Annotated in this window: 21 protein-coding genes, 2 tRNA genes and 2 pseudogenes; 15 read left to right on the top strand and 10 right to left on the bottom strand. The window is 72.4% G+C overall.

Annotation, left to right across the window (positions count from 1 at the left end; translation table 11 throughout):
• From SSNG_RS44045 to SSNG_RS23595, 3 genes are all read left to right on the top strand, one after another.
• Nucleotides 1-857, top strand: an 857-nt coding sequence (locus SSNG_RS44045; protein WP_241695105.1) for an AIM24 family protein, incomplete at its 5' end; no start/stop codon positions are given.
• A gap of 29 nt (nucleotides 858-886) precedes the next feature.
• A complete protein-coding gene (locus SSNG_RS23590; protein WP_007266415.1) occupies nucleotides 887-1,567 on the top strand; it encodes an AIM24 family protein in 681 nt (226 codons plus the stop codon).
• 17 nt (nucleotides 1,568-1,584) lie between these two features.
• The gene (locus tag SSNG_RS23595; protein ID WP_007266416.1) at nucleotides 1,585-2,340 is read left to right on the top strand and encodes an AIM24 family protein; all 756 of its coding nucleotides are present in this window, start codon (nucleotides 1,585-1,587) and stop codon (nucleotides 2,338-2,340) included.
• Nucleotides 2,341-2,438: 98 nt separating this feature from the next.
• On the opposite strand, the pseudogene SSNG_RS23600 reads toward SSNG_RS23595, so the two are convergent.
• Nucleotides 2,439-2,972: pseudogene (locus SSNG_RS23600) on the bottom strand (NUDIX hydrolase); the annotation flags it as partial.
• Nucleotides 2,969-4,360, bottom strand: a complete 1,392-nt coding sequence (locus tag SSNG_RS23605) for a zinc-dependent metalloprotease (RefSeq protein ID WP_042801731.1) — start codon at nucleotides 4,358-4,360, stop codon at nucleotides 2,969-2,971. The gene SSNG_RS23605 and the pseudogene SSNG_RS23600, both read right to left, overlap by 4 nt.
• A gap of 192 nt (nucleotides 4,361-4,552) precedes the next feature.
• On the opposite strand from SSNG_RS23605, the gene SSNG_RS23610 reads away from it, so the two are divergent.
• The 4 genes from SSNG_RS23610 (at nucleotide 4,553) to SSNG_RS23625 (ending at nucleotide 7,962) form a co-directional block, all read left to right on the top strand.
• On the top strand, nucleotides 4,553-5,719 hold the full coding sequence (locus SSNG_RS23610) for an SDR family oxidoreductase (RefSeq protein WP_007266419.1): 1,167 nt from the start codon (nucleotides 4,553-4,555) through the stop codon (nucleotides 5,717-5,719).
• Nucleotides 5,720-5,853: 134 nt separating this feature from the next.
• Nucleotides 5,854-6,315: a molybdenum cofactor biosynthesis protein MoaE gene (locus SSNG_RS23615; protein WP_042801733.1), complete on the top strand. Its 462-nt coding sequence runs from the start codon at nucleotides 5,854-5,856 to the stop codon at nucleotides 6,313-6,315.
• A gap of 203 nt (nucleotides 6,316-6,518) precedes the next feature.
• Nucleotides 6,519-6,707, top strand: coding sequence for a hypothetical protein (locus SSNG_RS23620; protein WP_007266421.1), 189 nt, complete (start codon nucleotides 6,519-6,521; stop codon nucleotides 6,705-6,707).
• Between the two features lie 166 nt (nucleotides 6,708-6,873).
• Nucleotides 6,874-7,962 carry a PDZ domain-containing protein gene (locus tag SSNG_RS23625; protein WP_007266422.1) on the top strand — a complete coding sequence of 363 codons (1,089 nt, stop codon included), beginning with the start codon at nucleotides 6,874-6,876 and terminating at the stop codon, nucleotides 7,960-7,962.
• A gap of 9 nt (nucleotides 7,963-7,971) precedes the next feature.
• On the opposite strand, the gene SSNG_RS23630 is transcribed toward SSNG_RS23625, so the two are convergent.
• Nucleotides 7,972-8,532, bottom strand: a complete 561-nt coding sequence (locus tag SSNG_RS23630) for a PPA1309 family protein (protein ID WP_042801734.1) — start codon at nucleotides 8,530-8,532, stop codon at nucleotides 7,972-7,974.
• A 135-nt stretch (nucleotides 8,533-8,667) separates the two neighbouring features.
• On the opposite strand from SSNG_RS23630, the gene SSNG_RS23635 reads away from it, so the two are divergent.
• The 4 genes from SSNG_RS23635 to SSNG_RS23650 all read left to right on the top strand — a co-directional run bounded on the left by SSNG_RS23635 (nucleotide 8,668) and on the right by SSNG_RS23650 (nucleotide 13,920).
• Nucleotides 8,668-11,556, top strand: a complete 2,889-nt coding sequence (locus SSNG_RS23635) for a UPF0182 family protein (RefSeq protein WP_241695259.1) — start codon at nucleotides 8,668-8,670, stop codon at nucleotides 11,554-11,556.
• Nucleotides 11,557-11,614: 58 nt separating this feature from the next.
• A tRNA-Met gene (locus SSNG_RS23640) sits at nucleotides 11,615-11,688 on the top strand.
• Nucleotides 11,689-11,901: 213 nt separating this feature from the next.
• Nucleotides 11,902-13,773 (top strand): tetratricopeptide repeat protein, encoded by a 1,872-nt coding sequence (locus SSNG_RS23645; protein WP_128637114.1) that lies wholly within the window; start codon nucleotides 11,902-11,904, stop codon nucleotides 13,771-13,773.
• A gap of 73 nt (nucleotides 13,774-13,846) precedes the next feature.
• A tRNA-Met gene (locus tag SSNG_RS23650) sits at nucleotides 13,847-13,920 on the top strand.
• A gap of 161 nt (nucleotides 13,921-14,081) precedes the next feature.
• On the opposite strand, the gene SSNG_RS23655 is transcribed toward SSNG_RS23650, so the two are convergent.
• Entirely contained in the window at nucleotides 14,082-14,498 is a 417-nt protein-coding gene (locus tag SSNG_RS23655; RefSeq protein WP_007266427.1) for a Fur family transcriptional regulator, read from the bottom strand.
• 127 nt (nucleotides 14,499-14,625) lie between these two features.
• On the opposite strand from SSNG_RS23655, the gene SSNG_RS23660 reads away from it, so the two are divergent.
• A complete protein-coding gene (locus tag SSNG_RS23660) occupies nucleotides 14,626-16,095 on the top strand; it encodes a catalase (RefSeq protein WP_007266428.1) in 1,470 nt (489 codons plus the stop codon).
• A 57-nt stretch (nucleotides 16,096-16,152) separates the two neighbouring features.
• Here SSNG_RS23660 and SSNG_RS23665 read toward each other — a convergent pair whose 3' ends face one another.
• Together SSNG_RS23665 and hisN are read right to left on the bottom strand one after the other, a co-directional pair.
• Nucleotides 16,153-16,545 (bottom strand): CBS domain-containing protein, encoded by a 393-nt coding sequence (locus SSNG_RS23665; protein ID WP_007266429.1) that lies wholly within the window; start codon nucleotides 16,543-16,545, stop codon nucleotides 16,153-16,155.
• A 136-nt stretch (nucleotides 16,546-16,681) separates the two neighbouring features.
• The gene (gene hisN / locus SSNG_RS23670; protein ID WP_007266430.1) at nucleotides 16,682-17,488 is read right to left on the bottom strand and encodes a histidinol-phosphatase; all 807 of its coding nucleotides are present in this window, start codon (nucleotides 17,486-17,488) and stop codon (nucleotides 16,682-16,684) included.
• Nucleotides 17,489-17,624: 136 nt separating this feature from the next.
• Between hisN and SSNG_RS40170 the strand changes: the two are divergent.
• Nucleotides 17,625-18,192, top strand: a pseudogene (locus tag SSNG_RS40170) (TetR/AcrR family transcriptional regulator).
• Here the strand turns inward: SSNG_RS40170 and SSNG_RS23675 are convergent.
• The 4 genes from SSNG_RS23675 to SSNG_RS23690 all read right to left on the bottom strand — a co-directional run bounded on the left by SSNG_RS23675 (nucleotide 18,158) and on the right by SSNG_RS23690 (nucleotide 21,744).
• Nucleotides 18,158-18,481 carry a multidrug efflux SMR transporter gene (locus tag SSNG_RS23675; RefSeq protein WP_007266432.1) on the bottom strand — a complete coding sequence of 108 codons (324 nt, stop codon included), beginning with the start codon at nucleotides 18,479-18,481 and terminating at the stop codon, nucleotides 18,158-18,160. The pseudogene SSNG_RS40170 and the gene SSNG_RS23675 overlap by 35 nt on opposite strands.
• 128 nt (nucleotides 18,482-18,609) lie before the next feature.
• Nucleotides 18,610-19,620, bottom strand: a complete 1,011-nt coding sequence (gene rsgA / locus SSNG_RS23680) for a ribosome small subunit-dependent GTPase A (protein ID WP_007266433.1) — start codon at nucleotides 19,618-19,620, stop codon at nucleotides 18,610-18,612.
• A 10-nt stretch (nucleotides 19,621-19,630) separates the two neighbouring features.
• Complete coding sequence (aroA, locus tag SSNG_RS23685) at nucleotides 19,631-20,977, bottom strand: 3-phosphoshikimate 1-carboxyvinyltransferase (protein ID WP_007266434.1); 1,347 nt, start codon at nucleotides 20,975-20,977, stop codon at nucleotides 19,631-19,633.
• 53 nt (nucleotides 20,978-21,030) lie between these two features.
• On the bottom strand, nucleotides 21,031-21,744 hold the full coding sequence (locus tag SSNG_RS23690; RefSeq protein ID WP_007266435.1) for a M50 family metallopeptidase: 714 nt from the start codon (nucleotides 21,742-21,744) through the stop codon (nucleotides 21,031-21,033).
• A gap of 53 nt (nucleotides 21,745-21,797) precedes the next feature.
• Between SSNG_RS23690 and SSNG_RS23695 the strand changes: the two genes are divergently transcribed.
• Complete coding sequence (locus SSNG_RS23695; protein ID WP_007266436.1) at nucleotides 21,798-22,613, top strand: SOS response-associated peptidase; 816 nt, start codon at nucleotides 21,798-21,800, stop codon at nucleotides 22,611-22,613.
• Between the two features lie 228 nt (nucleotides 22,614-22,841).
• Nucleotides 22,842-23,489 (top strand): alpha/beta family hydrolase, encoded by a 648-nt coding sequence (locus SSNG_RS23700; protein ID WP_007266437.1) that lies wholly within the window; start codon nucleotides 22,842-22,844, stop codon nucleotides 23,487-23,489.
• Nucleotides 23,490-23,681 lie beyond the last annotated feature (192 nt).

Here is a 23,681-nt window from a genome sequence, read left to right on the forward strand (position 1 = left end):
AGCCGCAGCAGTCCTACGGCGGCCAGGTCCCGCCGCCGGCCCCGGCCCCCGCGCCCTACGGCCAGCAGCCGCAGGCCCCGTACGGCCAGGTCCCCGGCCAGCCGCCCGCCCCGCAGGCGCCCTACGGCCAGCAGCCCCCGTACGGCCAGCAGCCCCCGGCCCCCTACGGCCAGGCCCCGCAGGCCGCCGCGCCCGGGGCCGGCCTGGCCCTCGCCCTCCAGCCGTACAAGGAGGCCCCCACCGGCGCCCGCTGGACCCCGCAGAACCAGCAGCTCATGCGGGTCGACCTGTCGATGGGCGGCCAGGCCGTCCTCGCCCGCCAGGGCAGCATGGTCCTCTACCAGGGCAAGGTCGACTTCAGCTACAAGGGCGCGGGCTTCGCCGGCCGCATCGTCGGCAACGCCACCGGCCAGGAGATGCAGCTGATGCGCTGCACCGGCCGCGGCCAGGTCTTCCTCGCCGAGAACGGCGCCCACCTGCACGCCATCGAGCTCCAGGGCGACGGCATCTGCGTCTCCGCCGAGAGCGTCCTCGCCTTCGACGAGTCCCTCCAGCACGAGGTCCGGCGCATCGAGGGCCACGGCATCCCCGGCGGCGCCCTGTTCACGATGCTGTTCCAGGGCTCCGGCACGGTCATCGTCAAGACGCACGGCCTGCCCGTCGTCCTGCCGGTCACCCCCACCACCTTCGCCGACAGCAACGCCATCGTCGCCTGGTCGGCCGCCTCACAGGTGATCATTTCCAGCCAGGTCCGGCTGCGCCGCAACGCCTACCCGGGCCACAGCGGGGAGACCGTGAACCTCCAGTTCCGCGGCGCCCCCGGCAACTTCATCGTCGTCCAGCCGTACGAGGTCTGAGGGAGCCCCACATGAACGCCATGAACGCCATGAACCAGCAGCTCGCGGGCTACGCCCCGACCCCCGTCACGGCCCGCATGGAGAACCACGGCCGCGCCATGCTCAAGGTCGCCATGCAGAGCGGCCAGGACCTCTTCGCCCGCACCGGCTCGATGGTCGCCTACGAGGGCTTCGTCCAGTACGAGCCCAACCCGCCCGCCGTCCGCCAGATGGCCTCCCAGTGGCTGACCGGCGAGGGAGCGCCCCTGATGAAGTGCACCGGCGACGGCCTGCTCTACCTCGCCGACTACGGCGCGGACGTCGTCTGCATCAACCTCGACAACGACGCCCTCTCCGTCAACGGCACCAACCTCCTCGCCTTCGACGCCCACCTCCAGTGGGGCGTCGAGCGGGTCAAGGGCATGGCCAAGTTCGCCGGCCAGGGCCTGTTCAACGTCCAGGTCGCCGGCACCGGCTGGGTCGCCATCACCTCCCGCGGCACCCCGATCGTGGTCGACTGCGGCCGCGGCGACGACGAGACGTACGTCGACCCGGACGCGCTCGTCGCCTGGTCCCCGAACCTCAAGGTCAAGGGGAAGCGCAGCTTCAAGGCCTCGTCGATGATCGGCCGGGGCAGCGGGGAGGCCTACCAGATGGCCTTCTCCGGCCAGGGCATCGTCGTCGTACAGCCCAGCGAGGACAGCACCGACCGGCTCCGGACCCGGGGCTGAGGGGGAGCGGACACATCATGCAGAGCTCACTTTTCGGCCACGCCGAGCAGCAGTCCCAGGACCGTTACGCCATCCAGAACCCCCAGCTCCTGAGGGTCACCCTGTCCGGCTCCGACGACATCCTGGCCCGCAAGGGCTCGATGGTCGCCTACCAGGGCATCGTCGACTTCGACGGCGAGTACCAGAGCAGCAACCAGCGGGGCGCCCGCCGCCGCACCGGCGAGGGCCTCGACCTGATGCGCTGCTCCGGCCAGGGCACCGTCTACTTCGCCAACCTCGCCCAGTACGTCCACGTCGTCGACGTGGACCACGACGGCCTCACCGTCGACAGCGGCTACGTCCTCGCCATGGACTCCACCCTGCACACCGAGGTCATCGCCGTCGACAGCCAGTACGGGATCTCCGGTTCCGGCAAGTACCAGCTCAACATCTCCGGCCGCGGCAAGGTCGCCCTCATGACCTCCGGCCAGCCGCTGATGATGCAGGTCACCCCCGACAAGTACGTCAACGCCGACGCCGACGCCATCGTCGCCTGGTCCACCTCGCTGCGCGTGCAGATGCAGGCCCAGACGCACTCCACGGGCGTGTGGCGGCGCCGCGGCAACACCGGCGAGGGCTGGGAGCTCAGCTTCCTCGGCACCGGCTTCGCCCTGGTGCAGCCCAGCGAGGTGCTGCCCCCGCAGAACGCCCAGCTCGGCCAGGGCGTCGCCGCCCAGTACGGCATGGGCCAGCACGGCGCGCACGCTCAGAACCAGAACAACGCCTGGAACTGACCGGCTCGGAAAGGCCCGGCGCCGGCCCGGAAACGGCCCGGAACACGGGGAAGGGGGGACCCGGACGGGCCCGCCCCTTCCCCGCACCTCACGCGCCCCAGCCGCGCCCGGGTGGCCTCCAGCAGCCGCACCACCGAGGTGTCGGCGACCGCCGCCACCTCCGCGTACGGGAACCAGCGAAGGTCCAGCGACTCGTCGCTGATCTCCGCCTCCACACCGGCCGGGGCCAGCACCGCGTACTGCACGTCCAGGTGCCAGTTGCACGGCGCGGGGATCGGATGCCGGTCCAGGCGCACCGGCCCGCCCGCCACCAGCGTCAGCCCCGAGCCGATGCCCGACTCCTCCACGGCCTCGCGCATCGCCGCCCCGGCGAGGGTGGCGTCACCGGCCTCGCAGTGGCCGCCCATCTGGAGCCACATGCCGAGCTTCTTGTGCAGGGTCAGCAGCACCCGCCCGCCGACCGGGTCGATCACCAGCGCGCTGCCCGTGACGTGCCCGGCCGTGCAGGGCTTGTACATCCCCTCCGGGTGGGCGGCCAGGTGGTCCAGGTAGACCCCGCGCAGCTCTTCCTGCTGGGCGTCCGGGCCCTCGTACTCCTTCAGGACCCGGACCGCGTCGTCGTACAGGCTCACTTCTTGTCGTCGCCCTCTTCGTCACGCCGCTGGGCGGCCTCGCCGAGCATCTTGTCGATCTCCGAGAAGTCCAGCTGCTCGCGGTGCACGAACCCGTCCGGGTCGTCCAGGTCGGAAGCCGTCGGCAGCATGTCCGGGTGCTCCCACAGCCCGTCGCGGCCGTCCACGCCGCGCGCGTCGGTGAGCGAGGCCCACAGCCGCGAGGCGTCCCGCAGCCGCCGCGGACGCAGCTCCAGCCCGATCAGCGTCGCGAAGGTCTGCTCCGCCGGACCGCCCGAGGCCCGCCGCCGGCGCATGGTCTCGCGCATCGCGTCCGCCGAGGTCAGACGGGGCTTCGCCGCCTCGTGCACGACCGCGTCCACCCAGCCCTCGACCAGCGCGAGCGCCGTCTCCAGGCGGGCCAGGGCGGCCTTCTGCTCCGGGGTGTCCTGCGGCTGGAACATACCGCCCTGCAGCGCCTCCTGGAGCTGCTCCGGGTTCGACGGGTCGAGCTGGCCGACCACGTCCTCCAGCTTCGACGTGTCCACCTTGATGCCCCGCGCGTAGCCCTCGACCGCACCGAACAGGTGCGAGCGCAGCCACGGCACGTGCGCGAACAGGCGGGCGTGCGCCGCCTCGCGCAGCGCCAGGTACAGCCGCACCTCGTCCGAGGGGACGCTCAGGTCCTTGCCGAAGGCCTCGATGTTCAGCGGCAGCAGCGCCGCCCGCCCGGCCGGGCCCAGCGGCAGCCCGATGTCCGTCGAGCCGACGACCTCGCCCGCCAGCGTGCCCACGGCCTGGCCGATCTGCTGGCCGAACATGGCCCCGCCCATGGAGCGCATCATCCCGAGCAGCGGGCCCGCCATGGCCTGCATCTCCTCGGGCAGGACGCTGCCCATGGCCGCGCCGACGCGCTCGGCGACCGGGTCCACCAGCTCCTTCCACACCGGGAGGGTCGCCTCGACCCACTCGGCGCGGCTCCACGCGACGGCCGCGTTGGCACCCGACGGCAGGGAGGTCACGCCGTCGAGCCACAGGTCGGCCAGGCGCACGGCCTCCTCGACCGCGGACTTCTCCGCGATGCCGACGCTCGCGTCCTTGACCCCGTCCGCGGTGCCCTGCGCGACGGTCTGGCGGGCGATGTCCTTGGCCATGTCCCAGTTCACGGGACCGCCCTCGTAGCTCAGCATCTGGCCGAGCTGCTGGAAGGCCGCACCGAGGTCGTTCGGGTTCATCGAGCCGAACATCGCGGCGAACGGATTCTCCGCACCGCCGGGGAAGCCACCGGGAAGGCCGCCCGGGCCGAACCCGAACGGATTGCCCGGACCTCCCTGGCCGCCCTTCTTGCCTTTGTCGCCGTCCTCCGGCTCCTCCGGCGGAAGGCCGAATCCGAATGGGGTGTCGCTCACGGGTTTCCTCGGCTCGTAGGGCCGCCGGCGGATGCCGACGGGCGATGGTCCGACAACACCACCCAGCCTAGACACCACTCCCGCTTCCGGGCTCGGTGCTCCGCCGGGTCCTGGGCTGCGGCAGGATGGACATCACCTGGTGGGTACGCGTCACAGCGCGTCCCCACTGAAGACAACCGCTGGAGACGCCCGGTGAGTTCCCCAGATCCGCAGGCTCGCGCGCCGCACGACGCCGAAAACCGCCCTGAGCACGACGACAGCGCCCCCGGCGTTCGCCAGCCGCGAAACCAGGCCGGTCCGCGCCGGCCGAGCCCCGTGATCGCGGTGACCGGCGCCGCGTCAGGGGTCGGCGCCGCCCTGGTGAGCCGCCTCGTCGAATCCGACGAGGTCAAGCAGGTCGTGGCCATCGACGAGCGGCGCGGGGACTGCGCCGCCGCCCAGTGGCACGTCCTGGACGTCCGGGACCCCGCCATCGCCGAGAAGCTGCGCGGCGCCGACGTCGTCGTCCACCTCGCGCTGGACCTCGACCTGGAGACGGACCCGGCGGCCCGCACCGCCTACAACGTGCGCGGCACCCAGACCGTGCTGACCGCCGCCGCCGCGGCCGGCGTGCACCGGGTCGTGCTGTGCACCTCGGCGATGGTCTACGGGGCCCTGCCGGACAACGACATCCCGCTCTCCGAGGACTCCGAGCTGCGCGCCACCGCCGAGGCCACCGGCGTCGGCGACCTGCTGGAGATCGAGCGCCTGGGCCGCCGCGCCCCCCGCGCCCACCCCGGCCTGAACGTGACCGTCGTCCGCCCCGCGGTCCTGGTCGGCGGCACGGACACCGCCCTCACCCGGTACTTCGAGTCCCCGCGCCTGCTCGTCGTCGCCGGATCCCGGCCCACCTGGCAGTTCTGCCACGTCGAGGACCTGGTCAGCGCCCTGGAGTACGCCGCCCTGGAGAAGGCCGAGGGCGAGCTCGCCGTCGGCTGCGAGGGCTGGCTGGAGCAGGAGGAGGTCGAGGAGCTCAGCGGGATCCGCCGCATGGAGCTGCCCTCCGCCGTCGCGCTCGGCGCCGCGGCCCGGCTCCACCGGATCGGCCTGACCCCGTCCCCGGCCGGGGACCTGGCGTACACCATGCACCCGTGGGTGGTCAGCGTCAGCGGGCTGCACGCGGCCGGCTGGCGGCCCCGCTGGACCAACGAGGAGGTGCTGGCCGAGCTGCTCCAGGAGGTCGCGGGCCGGCACACCGTCGCCGGACGCCGCCTCGGCCGCAAGGACGCCGCCACGGCCGCCGGCGCCGCCGGTGCGACGGTCGCCCTGCTCGGCGCCGCCGCCGCCGTACGCCGCGCCCGGCGCCGCCGCGGGCTCTGACCTGCGGGACACGGCCCCGGACCGGCCCGGTCCGGGGCGGGGCCGGTCTCCTGTAGGAGGCTCCCAACCGGCGCGCCGCGCCCCGGGCGAAACGGCTATTCCACCGGGTCGGCGGCTAGGGCACGATGGGGAACATGGCACCGCACTTCGACCACCCCGGCGAGCAGGCCGCGCAGGACCCCATCCGGCTGCTCGAGATCCGTGAGACCCCGCTCTCCATCGACGAGGTCTTCCAGGCCGTCGGCGACGACGCCACCGGAGGCACCACCCTCTTCGTCGGGACGGTGCGCAACCACGACGGCGGAGCGGACGTCGACTCGCTCGGCTACTCCTGCCACCCGACGGCGGAGGCCGAGATGCGCCGCGTCGCGGACCGCGTCGTGGCGAAGTACCCGGTCCGCGCGCTGGCCGCCGTACACCGCGTCGGCGACCTCGCCGTGGGTGACCTGGCCGTGGTCGTCGCCGTCTCCTGCCCGCACCGCGGCGAGGCCTTCGAGGCCTGCCGGATGCTGATCGACGACCTCAAGCACGAGGTCCCGATCTGGAAGCACCAGACCTTCTCCGACGGCACGGAGGAATGGGTCGGCGCCTGCTGAACCCGTGGCGTGCGCCGGGTCCGGCCGCCGGACGGAGTCCGGCGGGGCAGGTGGGCGGGGGCCGGGCGCGGGGTCCTCACGGGCGGGCGGTAGCCTCACCCCCGTTCGGCCGCGCAACACGCCCTCGATTTGCGTAACCCCCCTCCGGGCACGAGCGTTGAAGCCACCAACGACACGCACTTTCGGGGCAGGGAGGCACGTTCATGGCATCACTGGTGTGGCTGCTGATTCCGCTGTTCGCCGCGATCGGTGCGGCGATATGGGGCAGCTGGGCGGCCCGCGACCGCACCCAGGGCGACATATCCGAACTGGCCGGTTACGCCAGGTTCCGCGAGGCCATGGACCGGGCGAGGACGAACGAAAAGGCGCACTCCGGTTCCGACGCCGTCTGACGCGTCCCGGAAGTACCCTCCCCGTCCCCCCGCAGGCCCCTTCGGAAACGTGCCCGACGGGCTCCGACCAGGCCCCGGCTGAGAATCCGCTGAGAGTTCCGCCCGCGGGCCCCGTACGGACCGGCCCCACGGGCCGCCCGGTCGGGCCGTCCCGTACTGTCGATCCATGCCACGCCGCACCGCGACGATGCTCGCTTCCTTCCTCGTGCTGTTCGCGCTGCTCTGCGCGGGCGTCTTCATCAAGGTCCCGTACTCCGAGATGAGCCCGGGCCCGACCGTGAACACGCTGGGCGACTCGCGCGGTGAGCCGGTGCTGAGCATCTCGGGGCACCAGACGTACCCCACCAGCGGGCACCTCAACATGACCACGGTCCGCGTCACCGGCGCCGACTACGACATGAACCTGCTGGAAGCGGTCTACGGCTGGGCGGCCGGCGACAACATCGTCGTGCCGCACGAGAACCTCTACCCGAACGGCAAGACGGACAAGGAGTCGACGCAGGAGAACGCCGAGGAGTTCAGCCAGTCGCAGGAGAGCGCCAAGGTGGCCGCCCTCAAGCAGCTCGGCATCCCGGTCGCCGCCCGCGTCGTCGTCTCCACCGTCGTCAAGGGCAGCCCCTCGGAGGGCCGGCTGCACGCCGGGGACGTGGTCAAGGCGGTCGACGGCACCCCCGTCACCGTCCCCGGGGACGTCGCCAAGCTGGTGACGAAGCACAAGCCCGGCGAGCCCGTCGAGTTCACCATCGTGCCCGCCGCCGAGGCGGCCGAGGCCGAGAAGGCGAACCGCGAGCCCACCGGCAGTACCAAGGTCACCATCACCGCCGGCAAGGCCGAGGGCGACGGCCACGCCATCGTCGGCATCCGGGCCGGGACCGACCACACCTTCCCGTTCCCGATCGACATCAAGCTCGCCGACGTCGGCGGCCCGAGCGCCGGCCTGATGTTCGCCCTCGGCATCGTCGACAAGCTCACCCCCGAGAACCTCACGGGCGGCAGGTTCATCGCGGGCACCGGCACCATCGACGACGAGGGCAAGGTCGGCCCCATCGGCGGCATCCAGATGAAGACCATCGGCGCCCGGAAGGCCGGGGCCGAGTACTTCCTGACCCCGGCCGAGAACTGCGCCTCGGCGGCCCGGCACACCCCCGAGGGCCTGACCCTGGTGAAGGTCTCCACCATCGGGGACGCCACCAAGGCACTGGAGAAGATCGGCAAGGGGGACACGGCCGGACTGCCGAAGTGCACCGCGTCCTGACCGAGCCCCCTAGGCGAAGGTCGCCGCCAGCGCGTCGGCCAGCCCCGGCACCAGGCTCGCGCCGGTCAGCACCTCGCTGGAGGAGTCCTTCTCCCGCAGCCGCACGGCCGACTCGCGCGAGCCGTCGCGCAGGACGCCCACCGTGAGGCGCACCTCCTGCCGCTCGGGGTGGGCGGCGACCCACTTGGTCAGCTGCTTGTCGTTCAGCCCGGCCGGTACGGAAGCCTCCGCGGACGGCGGCAACATCAGCCGCTCCACCGTCAGGGCGCAGCCGACGACCGCATCCGGCCAGGCGATGGTGCCCAGGAACTTGTCCAGCGGGGTCCCGGCCGGCACCTCGTCCTGCTCGATCGGGGTGAGCTGGCTCTTGCCGGCGTCGTCCTGGTCCAGACCGAGCTGCCCGGCGAGCCGGGGCTCCTGACGGCGCAGGCGCGCCGTGTCGACCAGGGCGAAGAGGCGGGCCGGCTTGTCCCAGCCGAGGGTGGAGGCGTACTCGTCGATCTCGAGGACGGCGCGGGTCAGCGGAGTGGCCGCCATGGGGGTGCCGGGGGAGGGCGAAAGGTTGGACATGGACAACATCCTGCCTCCTTTCCCCCCGATACCGGGAACTGACTAAAGCCTCAGTAAGTTGCATGGGTGGGCCCTACGATCGTGGGCCCAGGACCAGACACAGCGACTTTCGAGGTGCGCACCTTGGCTTTCCAGATGCCGGACCGCGGCGGAGGCCCCTCCGGGCCACGGATGAGAGTCGGCCGCCCCTCCCGGCGCGCCCGGACTCTTCTGACGACATTGGGCGTCCTTGCCGTCCTGGCCATGGCGTTCATCATGTTCGCCGGGTTCTGGACGGACTGGCTCTGGTTCCGCTCCGTCAAGTACTCCTCCGTCTTCACCACCACCCTGTGGACCAAGATCGGCCTCTTCGCCGTCTTCGGCCTGCTGATGGCCGGTGCGGTCGGGCTGAACATCTGGCTGGCGTACCGGCTGCGGCCGCCGCTCAGCGCGATGTCGATGGAGCAGCAGAGCCTCGACCGCTACCGGATGAGCGTCGCCCCGTACAAGAAGTGGCTGCTCCTGGCCATCGCGGCGATCGTCGGTCTGATCGCGGGGGCCTCGGCGGCGGGCCAGTGGAAGACCTGGCTGATGTACGTGAACGGGGTGCCCTTCGGGAAGAAGGATCCCCAGTTCCACCTGGACGTGTCGTTCTACACCTTCGACCTGCCCTGGTACCGCTTCCTCCTCGGCTTCGGCTTCGCGGCCGTCGTGCTCTCCGTGATCGCCGCCGTCGTCGTGCACTACCTGTACGGCGGCCTGCGCGTGACCAGCCCGGGTGCCCGGGCCACCGCCGCGGCGACCGGGCACCTGTCGGTGCTGCTCGGCCTGTTCGTCACCTTCAAGGCCGTCGCGTACTGGCTCGACCGCTACGGCCTCGCCGTGAAGTCCAGCGACTTCAAGGCCGCCGACAACTGGACCGGCCTGCGCTACGTCGACGCCAACGCCTACCTGCCGGCGAAGACGATCCTCGTGGCCATCGCGGCGATCTGCGCGGTGCTGTTCTTCGCCACCCTGTGGCGGCGCACCTGGCAGCTGCCGGTCATCGGCTTCGGCCTGATGGTCCTCTCGGCGATCCTGATCGGCGGGCTGTACCCGGCGATCGTCCAGAAGTTCCAGGTCCAGCCGAACGAGCAGGCCAAGGAATCGCCGTACGTCGAGAAGAACATCAAGGCCACCCGCGACGCCTACGGCATCGAAGGGGCCGACGTGAAGGACTACCCGGGCGTCCCGCAGACCGAGGACCGCACCAAGCTGCGGTCGGTGGCCGACACCACGGCCAGCCTGCGCCTGCTCGACCCGAACATCGTCTCGCCGGCCTTCCAGCAGCTCCAGCAGGTCAAGGGCTACTACGGCTTCCCGTCCACGCTGGCGGTCGACCGGTACGCCGGCCAGGACACGGTCATCGGGCTGCGCGAGCTGAACATCGGCGGCATCCCGAAGAACAACTGGATCAACGACCACTTCAAGTACACCCACGGCTACGGCGTGGTCGCGGCCAAGGGCACCACCGTCAAGGACGGCGCCCCCGACTTCACGCAGTCCGACCTGCCCTCCAAGGGCATGTTCGGCACGGACTTCGAGCAGCGCATCTACTACGGCGAGCAGACGAAGCAGTACTCGATCGTCGGCGGTCCGCAGAAGGAGCTCGACTACTCGGACGACAAGGGCGAGAAGGAGACCAGCTACAAGGGCGACTCCGGGGTCAACCTGGACAACCCGGTCAACCGCGCCGCGTACGCGCTCGCCTTCAGCGAGCCGCAGATCCTCTACTCCGGCGCCATCGGCGACGGCTCGCGGATCCTGTACAACCGCACGCCCAAGGACCGCGTCGAGGCCGTCGCGCCCTGGCTGACCATCGACGGCGCCCCGTACCCGGCCGTCGTCGACGGCCGGATCAAGTGGATCGTCGACGCCTACACGACGACCAACGGCTACCCGTACGCCTCGCGCACCACGCTGGGCCAGAGCACCGCGGACTCGCTGACCAACAGCCAGCGCGCGGTGGTCGCCCAGGAGAACCAGGTCAACTACATCCGCAACTCGGTGAAGGCCACCGTCGACGCGTACGACGGCACGGTCGACCTGTACCAGTGGGACACCAAGGACCCGGTCCTGAAGACCTGGATGAAGGCGTTCCCGGGCACGGTGAAGCCCAAGAGCGAGATCTCCAAGCCGCTCATGGACCACATGCGCTACCCGCAGGACCTCTTCAAGGTCCAGCGCGAGCTGCTGACCCGGTACCACGTCACGGACCCGCAGACCTTCCTCAGCGGCAGTGAGGCCTGGGCCGTCCCGGACGACCCGACGACCAAGGCCGGCACGGCGGTCCCGCCGTACTACCTGTCGATGAAGATGCCGGGCCAGCCGGAGAAGGACCAGGTCTTCTCGCTCACGACGACCTTCACGCCGAACGAGCGGCCCAACCTGAGCGCCTTCATGGCGGTGAACGCCGATCCCGGGACCCCGGACTACGGCAAGATCCGAATCCTGAAGATGCCGACGAGCAAGCCGCCGGACGGCCCCGGCCAGGTCCAGAGCAAGTTCCAGTCGGAGCCGAAGATCGCCGAGTCGATCCGGCTGCTGCGCGGCGGCGACTCGGAGATCGAGTACGGCAACCTGCTCGCGGTCCCGATGGACGGCGGAATGCTCTACGTGGAGCCGGTGTACGTGCGCAGCTCCGGTCTGAAGTACCCGCTGCTGCGCAAGGTGCTGGTGACCTACGGCGGCCAGACGGCCTTCGAGGACACCCTGGAGAAGGCGCTGAACGTGGTCTTCGGAGCCGAGGCCCCGACCACGCCGGTGCCGCCGGCCACGCCGACGAACCCGACCACGCCGACGAACCCGAACACGCCGCCGACCGCGCAGGACCCGACGGTCAAGGCGGCCCTCGCCGACGCCCAGAAGGCCGTCGAGGAGGCCGACAAGGCGATGAAGGCGGGTGACTGGGCCGCGTACGGCAAGGCGCAGAACGACCTCCAGGCGGCGCTGAAGCGGGCGATCGACGCGGAGGCGAAGCTGACGGCGCCCAAGCCGGGCGGCTAGGCGGCGCGGAAACCGCGTAATGGTTCCGTCCCGCGTCGTGATACTGTGGTTTCACCGACGCGGGGTGGAGCAGCTCGGTAGCTCGCTGGGCTCATAACCCAGAGGTCGCAGGTTCAAATCCTGTCCCCGCTACTGAAGACGAAGGCCCGGATCCAATGGGATCCGGGCCTTCGTCATGTCCGGAGCACCGAAAAGGTGCCGTTGGGAGACACGGGGTCACTGGGACGGGTGAGTTGGGGGGCGAGCGTGTTTGACTTGTCTCTCTGTGGGCATGTCGACAAAACGCTGTAGTGACCTCACTGGCTGCGACATACCAGGTGTACGCGGGTAGCAGGTGATGCGACGATGGGATTTATGGGGGACAGGTCAACTCTGCTGGAGACAGGGCGGTTTGTGAGGGCGGAGGCCGAGTCGGGCGCGGGAACGGGCGAGGCCGCTCCGACTGTTAACGCGCAGACCGCACTGACCGATGCGGATTTCTTGGACAAGCACAGCGCGGCAGAAGCCTTCGGGGACGCCGAGGGCGCCACCGACGCCGAGCTGGAGGCCCGCCACCGCGTGGCCGCCGACAAGGGCGACCCCGGCGCCATGAGCGTGCTCGGCGCGCTGCTGCTGCGCCGCGGCGACCTGGCCGGGGCCGAACCCTACCTCCGCGGCGCCACCGCCGCCGGCGACCGTGCCGCCGCCAACAACCTCGGGGTCCTGCTCCTCCAGCGCGGCTACCCCGACGAGGCCGCCGGCTGGTGGCGGGTCGCCGCCGTCGCCGGATCCGCCCCCGCCGCACACGCCCTCGGCCGCCACTACCGCGAGCGCGGGGACGAGCCCGCCGCCGAGTACTGGCTGCGCCAGGCGGCCGAGTCCGGGCACGCCCTGGGCGCGTACGGCCTGGCCGACCTGCTGGAACACCGCGGGGACAAGGGCATCGAGCGCTGGTTCCGGGCCGCCGCCGAGCAGGGGCACCGCGAGGCCGCGTACCGGCTCGCCCGCCACCTGCGCAAGGGCGACCCGGCCGAGGCCGAGCAGTGGTACCGCCAGGCCGCCGCGCGCGGGCACCGCCGCGCCGGCCTGCACCTGGGCGCCCTGCTGGAGGCGCGCGGCGAGCTGAAGGAAGCCGGCCGCTGGTACCTGAGCTCCGCCAAGCAGGGGGAGGCCCGGGCCGCCTGCGCCCTCGGCTTCCTGCTGCGCGACGCGGGCGACGAGGACAGTGCGGCCGCCTGGTGGCACCGCGCCGCCCAGGACGGCGACGGCAACGCTGCGAACGCCCTCGGCGCGCTGCACGCCGCCCGCGGCGAGACCCAGACGGCCGAGAAGTGGTACCGGGTCGCCATGGACGCCGGCGACCACAACGGCGCCTACAACCTCGCCCTGCTCTGCGCCGCCCAGGAGCGGACCGCGCAGGCCGAGCAGTGGTACCGCCGCGCCGCGTACGCGGGCCACCGCGAGGCCGCCAACGCGCTGGCGATCATGCTGCTCCAGGCCGGGGACGCGGCCGGCGCCGAGCCGTGGTTCTCCAAGGCCGCGGAGGCCGGCAGCGTCGACGCCGCCTTCAACCTCGGGATCCTCTTCGCCAGCCGCGACGAGGACCGCTCCGCCCTGAAGTGGTACGAGCGGGCCGCCGCGGCCGGGCACACCGACGCGGCGCTCCAGGTCGGGATCGCCCTCGTGCGCGACGGCGAGGAGCGGGCCGCCGAGCGGCACCTGCGCTGCGCGGCGGGCGGCGGCAGCGCGGAGGCGGCGTTCCGGCTGGCCGCCCTGCTGGAGTCGCTGGCCCCGCCGCCGGAGCCGGTGGCCCTCGGCGAGCCCGTCGGCGGCGCCGCCCGCACCGAGAGCGAGGAGTGGTACGCCCGCGCTGCCGAGCAGGGCCACCGCCGGGCCCAGGTGCGGGTCGGCATGCTCGCCGCCGCCCGGGGCGACCTCACGGTGGCCGCCCGGTGGTACCGGGAGGCGGCCGAGGCCGGCTCGCGCAACGGCGCCTTCAACCTCGGGCTGCTGCTGGCCCGCGAGGGCAACGAGCCCGAGGCGGCCCTGTGGTGGACCCGCGCGGCGGTGGCCGGGCACGGCCGGGCCGCGCTCCGGCTCGGGCTGCTCGCGGCCCGGCACGGGGACCTCGCCGAGGGGCAGAAGTGGTGCGTCCGGGCCATGGAGCTGGGTCCGGCCGAGGTGGCCGAGCGCGCCGCCCGGCTGCGCGACGCCCTGGCGGAGGAGCTGTCGGCGTAACGGCCGCCTGCCGGGGTCCCCGACAACTGATTTGCATCTGCCGGGTGGGCTCCCGTAGAGTCGTGTTTACCGACGCGGGGTGGAGCAGCTCGGTAGCTCGCTGGGCTCATAACCCAGAGGTCGCAGGTTCAAATCCTGTCCCCGCTACTGAAGGCCCGAGGCCCGGATCCCATGGATCCGGGCCTCGAGTCGTTTTCCGGGTCGTTCCTGAACGCGAAGCGCGGGAACGACCCGGGAACACCCGGACGAAGACGCGGAAGACGCGGAAGGCCGGGAGCCCAGGGCTCCCGGCCTTCCGCCGTGACGCGTCAGGCGCCCGCGCAGTTCGGGCACACCCCGCGGTACGTCACCTCGACCGCCGAGACCACGAAGCCGAAGCGCTCGCCGTCGGGCAGGTCGGCCAGCGGGTCGCCGGCCGGGTGGACGTCCCGGATGGCGCCGCACTGGGCGCAGACCAGGTGGTGGTGGGGGCGGTGGGCGTTCGGGTCGTACCGCTTGGCCCGCCGGTCCGTCGAGACTTCGAGGACCTCGCCGATCGACACGAGTTCGCCCAGGGTGTTGTAGACCGTCGCCCGGGAGATCTCGGGCAGTTTGGTCACGGCGCGTGCGTGCACCTCGTCTGCCGTCAGGTGAACGTGGTCACCGTCGAGCACCTCGGCCACGACGCGGCGCTGGGCGGTCATGCGCCAGCCGCGTCCGCGGAGTCGTTCCAGCAGGTCACTCATACACGCCAGCCTAACAGTGGGGAATCCGTTCAGATCCCGAACCGGTGTGGACTTGGACCATTGCTTGACTTAGACAAAGTCCATCGTAGGATCGATTACAGCAACGCCGAGGACAGGGCAGGCGTGAATGACGCAGGAGGCGCACGTGACACAGGGACCGCTCACCACGGAGGCCGGGGCTCCGGTTGCCGACAACCAGAACAGCGAGACGGCCGGTGTCGGTGGTCCGGTCCTGGTCCAGGACCAGCTCCTGCTGGAGAAGCTCGCGCACTTCAACCGCGAGCGCATCCCGGAGCGCGTGGTGCACGCCCGCGGCGCCGGCGCCTACGGCACCTTCACCGTGACGGCGGACGTCACCCGGTACACGCGCGCCAAGTTCCTCTCCGAGGTCGGCAAGCAGACCGAAACGTTCCTGCGCTTCTCCACCGTGGCGGACAGCCTCGGCGGCGCCGACGCGCGCCGTGACCCGCGCGGCTGGGCGCTGAAGTTCTACACCGAAGAGGGCAACTACGACCTCGTCGGCAACAACACCCCGGTCTTCTTCATCCGGGACGCCATCAAGTTCCCCGACTTCATCCACACCCAGAAGCGCGACCCGTACACGGGCTCGCAGGAGGCGGACAACGTCTGGGACTTCTGGGGCCTGTCGCCCGAGTCCACCCACCAGGTGACCTGGCTGTTCGGCGACCGCGGCATACCGGCGTCCTACCGCCACATGAACGGCTACGGCTCGCACACGTTCCAGTGGAACAACGAGGCCGGCGAGGTCTTCTGGGTCAAGTACCACTTCAAGACCGACCAGGGCATCAAGAACCTCACCCAGGCCGAGGCCAACCGGCTCGCCGGCGAGGACCCGGACTCCCACCAGCGCGACCTGCGCGAGTCCATCGAGCGCGGCGACTTCCCGACCTGGACCGTGCAGGTCCAGATCATGCCCGCGGCCGAGGCGGCGCACTACCGCTTCAACCCGTTCGACCTCACCAAGGTGTGGCCGCACGAGGACTACCCGCCGATCGAGATCGGCAAGCTGGAGCTCAACCGCAACCCGCAGAACGTCTTCGCCGAGGTCGAGCAGTCCATCTTCTCCCCGGCGCACTTCGTTCCCGGCATCGGTCCGTCCCCGGACAAGATGCTCCAGGGCCGCCTCTTCGCGTACGGCGACGCCCACCGCTACCGCGTCGGCATCAACGCCGACCACCTCCCGGTGAACCGCCCCCACGCCACCGAGGCGCGCACGAACTCCCGCGACGGCCACCTGTACGACGGCCGCCACAAGGGTTCCAAGAACTACGAGCCCAACAGCTTCGGGGGCCCCGCCCAGACCGGCCGCCCGCTGTGGGAGTCCACCCCCGTCACCGGCGGCACCGGCAACCACGCCACGCCCTCGCACTCCGAGGACGACGACTTCGTCCAGGCGGGCAACCTCTACCGCCTCTTCTCGGAGGACGAGAAGTCCCGTCTGATCGAGAACCTGTCCGGCTTCATCGCCAAGGTCTCCCGTGACGACATCGTCGAGCGCGCCGTCGACAACTTCCGCCGCGCGGACGCCGACTTCGGCAAGCGGCTCGAAGCCGCGGTCCAGGCCCTCCGCGGCTGACGCCCCCGCCGAGAGCCGAAGGGCCGGATCCCGTGAGGGGTCCGGCCCGACGGCTTCCTACGCGGGCACGGCCCGGCGGGCCGGCACCCAGCAGCGGATCACGTCGCGGACGGAGACGATGCCGACCGGGCCGCCGTCCTCCAGCACGATCAAGTGCCGGAACCCGCCGTGGACCATGGCCTCGGCGGCCTCCTGCACGGTCGCCTCGGGGGTGCAGAAGACGACGTTGTTCGTGGTGTGCGCGCCCACGGACTCCCGGTCGGGGTCGTGGCCGGCGCCGATCGAGTTCAGGATGTCGCGCTCGGTCAGGATGCCGATGCCGCTGTGGTCGGGGTCGAGGACGACGGCCGCGCCGACGCGGCGGCCGGACATCAGGCAGGCCGCCTGACGGAGGGAGTGCGCGGGTCCGAGGGTGAGGATCACGGTGCTCATGGCGTCGCGGACGAGCATGAAGGGAACCACCTCCTGGGTGTGCCCCGCCTTCGAGAACCGCTTCACAAGCGCACAAGCGGGGGAGTATCACAGTCCCACGGACACGCAGTGTCATCAAGGGGGCGCGCAACGCGCACGCCCCCGCGCGTCGGGATCAGGAGGAGGGGCGCAGGAAGCCCAGCATCTCGTCGTGCAGCAGGCCGTTCGAGGCCACCGCGTTGCCGCCGTGCACGCCGTCCACCCCGTCCAGGCTGGTGAACCGGCCGCCCGCCTCCTGGACCACGACTGCGACGGCGGCCATGTCCCACAGGTTCAGCTCCGGCTCGGCGCACAGGTCCAGCGAGCCCTCCGCGACCATCATGTACGGCCAGAAATCGCCGTACGCCCGCGTACGCCAGCACGCGCGCGTCAGGTCCAGGAAGCCCGCGAGCCGGCCCTGCTCCTCCCAGCCGCCCAGCGAGGAGTAGGCGAACGAGGCGTCGCCCAGGGAGGCCACCTTCGACACCGAGACCGGCCCGGCCGGATCGCCGAGCGCGCCGCCCGCGAAGGCGCCACCGCCCTCGGAGGCCCACCAGCGGCGGCCCAGCGCCGGGGCCGACACCACGCCGACGACCGGCCGGAAGACGCCGTCCGCGCCCTCCTCCATGAGGGAGATCAGCGTCGCCCAGACCGGTACCCCGCGCACGTAGTTCTTCGTGCCGTCGATCGGGTCCACGACCCATCGGCGCGGCCCGCCGCCCTTGAGCCCGTACTCCTCGCCGAGGATCGCATCGTCGGGGCGCGCGGCCTGGATCCCGGCCCGGACGACCTCCTCGGCGGCCTTGTCGGCCTCGGTCACCGGCGTCATGTCCGGCTTCGTCTCCACCTGGAGGTCGAGGGCGCGGAAGCGCTGCATCGTGGTGGCGTCCGCCGCGTCGGCGAGTTCGAGGGCGAGGCGCAGGTCATCGGCATATGTGGACATGACCGAACAGTACCGAGACTTGCCGGGCCCGGTGGGCGGAGTCCACAGTGCGGCCGGGACGCGCCCTTGACGGGATCTGGCGACCCGTCAACCCTGGTGGAGAAGTGCGGCCGGCGAACCCAGCGGGGAGGTGGCGATGCCGACGGCCCGTGAGTCCCTGCTGCAAGCGGCCGAGGCCGCACTGGCCGCCCGGCCCTGGCCGGCCGTGCGGATGGTCGAGGTCGCGGCCGCCGCCGGGGTGTCGCGCCAGACCCTCTACAACGAGTTCGGCGGCAAGGCGGGCCTGGGCCGGGCCCTGGTGCGCCGCGCAGCCGACTGGTACCTCGACGGGGTGGAACGGGCGCTGGCCGCCCCCGCCGCCCGCGGTTCCGCCGAGCGGCTCGCCGCCGTCGCCGAGTGGACCGTACGGGCGGGCCCGCGCACGGGTCCTCGTACGGGCCCTGCTGACCGGCTCCTGGGGGCCGGGCCTGCCCTCGCCGCCCCCGGCCGGGGGACGCCAGGCGCTCGGGCCGGGGGAGTTGACCCGCGCGGCACGCGACCGGGCCGCCGCCGCGCTGCCGCAGGAACCGGCCCGCCGCTGCGAGCTCGCTGTACGGCTCGCGCTGTCCTACGTGGTCGCGCCGGGGGAGCCGGGCCAGGAGCCGGCGGCGGTGGAACTGCTGCGGCTGCTCAGTGCGCCGAACCGGAGAGCTGCAGGCCGATGACCCCGAGGATCACCAGGGTGATCGAGACGAGTTTGAGGGTGGAGACCAGGTCGCCCAGGAAGACCATGCCGTAGATCGCCGTCCCGGCCGCCCCGATGCCCGTCCACACCGCGTACGCCGGACCCACGTCCAGCTTCTTCAGCGCGAGGGTCAGCAGCCCGAAGCTGCCGAGGGCGAAGCACGCGAAGGCGATCGTCGGCCACAGCCGGGTGAACCCGTGGGACAGCTTGAGGCAGACCGCGAAGCCCGTCTCCAGGATCCCGGCGACCACGACCAGCAGCCACGCCATGGCGTATGCCTCCCCGCGTCAGGTGACTCGGCGTCACTTGGTGCGATTATGCATTCACCAGACATGGCCGGTGGCAAACCCCGCCGGACGGTCAAGCAGGGGCCGGAAGGCCCGGCGCCGGACCGCGGTCAGTCGCCCTCGCGGCGCTCGCGGGTCTGCAGCAGCCGCCGCAGCGAGTACAGCCGCGCGGGGTCCGCGTGGCCCTCCTCCACCCACCGGTCCAGCGCGCATTCCGGCTCGTCGTGGCTGCACGCGCGCGGGCACTCCTCCGTGCCCGGCACCAGCTCCGGGAAGGCCAGGACCACCCGGGACGGGTCCACGTGGTGCAGGCCGAAGGAGCGCACGCCCGGGGTGTCGATGACCCAGCCGTCCCCGGAGGGCAGCGGCAGGGCGAGCGCCGAGGTGGTGGTGTGCCGGCCGCGGCCGGTCACGGCGTTGACGTGGCCGGTGGCCCGCTGGCGGCCCTCGGCGACCAGCGAGTTCACGAGGGTCGTCTTGCCGACGCCGGAGTGGCCGACGAAGGCGGTGATCCGGCCCTCCAGGCGCTCGCGCACCCGCTCGGCCGCATCGCCCGTCGCCAGCTCCTCGCGGTTGGTGACCACGTACTCCAGCCCGAACGTCGAGTACACCTCCAGGATCTTGTCCGCGGAGGTCAGGTCGGACTTGGTGAGCACCAGCAGGGGCTCCAGTCCGGCGTCGTACGCGGCCACCAGACAGCGGTCGATCATCCGGGGCCGGGGCTCCGGGTCGGCCAGCGCCGTGACGATGGCCAGCTGGTCGGCGTTGGCGACGACCACCCGCTCGTACGGGTCGTCGTCGTCCGCGGTGCGCCGCAGGACGGACTTGCGCTCCTGGATCCGCACGATCCGCGCGAGGGTGTCCTTCTTGCCGGACAGGTCGCCGACGAGCGACACCCGGTCGCCGACCACCGCCGCCTTGCGGCCCAGCTCACGGGCCTTCATGGCGATGACCTTGCGGTCCTCGACCAGGCAGGTCAGCCGGCCGCGGTCCACGGTGAGGACGAAGCCGTCGGCGGCGTCCTCGTGCTTGGGCCGGATGTTCGTCCTGGCCCGGTTGCCCTTGGGGTTCGGGCGCTGGCGGATGTCGTCCTCGTCGGTGTGCTTGCCGTACCTGCGCATGACCGGGCCCCTACGCTCCCGCTCCCGCGGGTCCGGCGAGCATGTCCGTCCACATCTTCGGGAAGTCCGGCAGGGTCTTCGCGGTCGTCGCCACGTTCTCGATCTCCACACCCGGCACCGCCAGGCCGATCACCGCGCCGGCCGTGGCCATGCGGTGGTCGTCGTACGTGTGGAACACGCCGCCGTGCAGCTTGCGCGGGCGGATGCGCAGGCCGTCCTCGGTCTCGGTGACGTCACCGCCGAGACCGTTGATCTCGGCGGTCAGCGCCGCCAGCCGGTCCGTCTCGTGCAGCCGCAGGTGCGCGACCCCGCGCAGGACCGACTCCGAGTCCGCGAGCGCGGCCACGGCCGCGATGCCCGGGGTCAGCTCGCCGACCTCGCTCAGGTCCACGTCGATGCCGTGGATCTTGCCGGTGCCGGTGAAGACCAGGCCCGCCTCGGTCAGCTCGCAGGAGCCGCCCATCGCGGTGAAGATCTCGCGCAGCGCGTCACCGGGCTGCGTGGTGCGCAGCGGCCAGTCCGGGACGGTGACCGTGCCGCCCGTGATCAGCGCCGCGGCCATGAAGGGCTGGGCGTTGGACAGGTCCGGCTCGACGACCATGTCGCGGCCGAGGAGCGCGCCGGGCGCCACCCGCCACACGTCCTTCTCGCCGCCGGCCTCCGGGGTGTCGACCTGGGCACCGGCCGCGCGCAGCATGTCCACGGTCATCCGGATGTGCGGCATCGACGGCAGCTTGCCGCCCACGTGCCGGACCTCGACGCCCTGGTTGAAGCGCGGCGCGGACAGCAGCAGCGCCGAGACGAACTGGGAGGAGTTGGAGGCGTCGATCTCGACCGTGCCGCCCTCCAGGGCCCCGCCGCCCTGGACGGTCATGGGCAGCGCACCCCGGCCGTCGTCGTCGATCCGGGCACCGAGGGCGCGCAGCGCGGTGATGACCTGGCCGAGGGGGCGCTCGTAGGAGCGCGGGTCGCCGTCGAAGCGGATGTCGCCGTCGGCCAGGGTGGCCACGGGCGGCAGGAAGCGCATGACCGTGCCCGCGTTGCCGACGTCGACGGTGGCGGGGCCGTGCAGGGCCGCCGGGATGATCCGCCAGGCCTCGCCGCTGTCGCCGTCGGCGGAGCTGGAGGAGACGGTCTCCTCGATGCCGACGCCGAGCGCCCGCAGGGCGTCCGACATCAGCTGGGAGTCGCGCGAGCGCAGCGGGCGGCGCACCCAGCCCGGCTCGGCGGCGAGGGCGGCCAGCACGAGGGCGCGGTTGGTGACCGATTTGGACCCCGGCACGGTGACGGTGGCGTGGACGGCCTGCTCCGCGAACGGAGCGGGCCAGAGGTCGGGGAGCGCGGGGGTCTCGGTCATGGCCCTTACTTTAGTGGCTTCCCACGGCCCCCGATCGGGATGGCGGCCCCGTCTCAGAGGGCGAGCAGCCAGCGCCCCCCGCCGATGAGGCAGCACAGGGTGACCGTGTGGAACAGGAGCAGCCAGGCGACGGGATGGACGTGCGTGAGCCGGCCCAGCTGGTCCGCGTCGGACTCCGGCGCCGCGCCGCCCCGGCGCTGTGCCTGGAGCTCGAACACCGGCCGCACCGATCCCAGCAGCAGGAACCACACCACCGCGTACGCGAACGCCGCCTGCACCGCCTCCGGCGCCTTCCAGGACACCAGCAGGAACGTCCCGCCGGTCAGCACCACCGTCAGCAGCCCGTACGCGTTCCGGATCATCACCAGCATCACCAGCAGCAGGGCGGTCGCCGCCCACAGCAGCAGCGTGATCCGGTGCGCCGCCAGCAGGGCCGCCCCGCCCAGGCCCAGCAGCGCGGGCGCCGTGTAGCCGGCGGCGAGCATCAGGACCATGCCGATCCCGGTCGGCTTGCCCCAGCTGAGGGTGACCCCGCTGGTGTCGGAGTGCAGCCGGATCCCGGTGAGCCGGCGCCCGGTCAGCAGGGCGATCAGCCCGTGGCCGCCCTCGTGCGCGATGGTGATCGCGTTCCGGGCCACCAGCCACACCGGGCGGGGCGTCACGACCGCGAGCGCGGCCAGTCCCGTCGCCACCACCAGCCAGAAGGCGGGCGCGGTCTGTATTCCGGTGAGCCGGTCCCAGAGGCCGGCCGTCGTGCTGCTGTCCATGGAGTGGCGGACTCCTTGCGGTCGGGGGTCGGGTCCATGGCAGTGTGTCAGCCATGTGCGGAAGGTTTGCGGCGAGTCGGACGCCCCAGGAGCTGGCGGGGATATTCGGGATCGAGAGGTGGGAGCCGAGCGAGACCCTGGCCCCCGACTGGAACGTGGCGCCGACCAAGGAGGTCCACGTCGTCCTCGACCGCCCCCTGAAAGACGCGCGGGACCCCCGTCCGGTTCGCCAGCTGCGGGTCCTGAAGTGGGGCCTGGTCCCCTCCTGGGCGCAGAACCCCGAGGGCGCGGCCCGGATGATCAACGCCCGGTCGGAGACCCTGCACGAGAAGCCGTCCTTCCGCCGCCCCTTCGCACAGCGGCGCTGCATCGTCCCCGCCGACGGGTACTACGAGTGGGTCACCGCGCACGACGAGCGGGAGCTGGAGGTCGAGGGGAAGCGCAAGCGGGCCCGCAAGCAGCCGTACTTCGTGCTCCCGGCCGACGGCTCGGTCTTCGCGATGGCGGGGATCTACGAGTTCTGGCGCGACGGGACCCTGCCCGCCGACCACCCCCTCGCCTGGTGGGCCACCTGCTCGGTGATCACCGCCGAGGCCGAGACCACTCCGCTGGGGGCGGCGCCCGCCGAGGGGCCGCGCTCGCTCTCCGAGATCCACCCCCGGATGCCGCTGATGCTGACCCCGGACCGCTGGGACGCCTGGCTGGACCCCGCCCGGACCGACGAGAACGGGCTGCGGGACCTGCTGGCACCCCCGCCCGGCGGGCTGATGCGGGCCTACCCGGTGGCCACGGCCGTGAGCAGCGTCCGCAACAACGGCCCGGAGCTGCTCAGGGAGCTGGAGGGCCCGGAGGAAGCGACCCTCTTCTAGGGCCTGTCGTCAAACTCCCGTCTGCCCCGCGACGCCTGGCACGCGCTCTCGCTGCACCGGGCGAAAGCCAAGTACGTCCAGTACGCGGGGCTTCCGCCCCGTGCACCGAGAGCACGCACCCAGACGCCGCGGGGGCCCGCCCTCCGGGGCGACGACCGGGAGTTTGACGACAGGCCCTAGGGGGTGCCCTTGCCGTCCTGCGGCGGGGCCGCCCGGCAGGATGGGCCCATGAGCACCCGTACCGAGAGCGTGGACACCCCCGCCGGCGAAGCCCGGATCACCTGGCACACCGCCCGCGCCGCGAGGCTGGTGCTGGCGCTGGGCCACGGCGCCGGCGGTGGCGTCGAGGCCCGCGACCTCCAGGCCCTGGCCGCGGCAATGCCCGCCCGGGGGGTCACCGTCGCCCTGGTCGAGCAGCCCTGGCGGGTCGCCGGCAAGAAGGTCGCCGCCGCGCCCAAGGTGCTGGACGAGGGCTGGCGGGCCCTGTGGCCCGCGCTGGAGCGGCCCGGCCTCCCCGTGGTGGCCGGCGGGCGCAGCGCCGGGGCCCGGGTGGCCTGCCGGACCGCGGCCGAGCTGGGGGCGGCCGGCGTGCTCGCGCTGTCCTTCCCGCTGCACCCGCCGGGCAAGCCGGAGAAGTCCCGGGCCGAGGAGCTGCTGGGCGCCGGGCGGCCCGTCCTGGTGGTGCAGGGCGGCCGGGACCCGTTCGGACGGCCGGAGGAGTTCCCCGCCGGGGAGTACGAGCTGGTGGAGGTGCCCTTCGGGGACCACGGCTTCGCCGTGCCGAAGAAGGCGGACCTGACGCAGGACGAGGCCCTGGCGGTCATCACGGACGCCGCGGCCCCCTGGCTCGCCGGCCTCACCGGCCTCACGGGCTGAGCCCATGCCCTGGCCGGGCGGGGCCGGAGAGGGCCTGGAGGGGGGTCGGAACGGGGCTGGAGGGGGTCCGGAGGGGTTTCGGGCGGTGCCCCGGCGGGCCTCGGCGCAGCCGGGGCGGGGGCCGTCGTGGTCCGGACCTGACAGATTCCGGCGTGACCCCGCTCACCCGGCCCCGCCCCGCCCCGGAAACCG

Source organism: Streptomyces sp. C, from assembly GCF_000158895.1.
In the GTDB taxonomy this organism is placed as follows: Bacteria; Actinomycetota; Actinomycetes; order Streptomycetales; family Streptomycetaceae; genus Streptomyces; species Streptomyces racemochromogenes.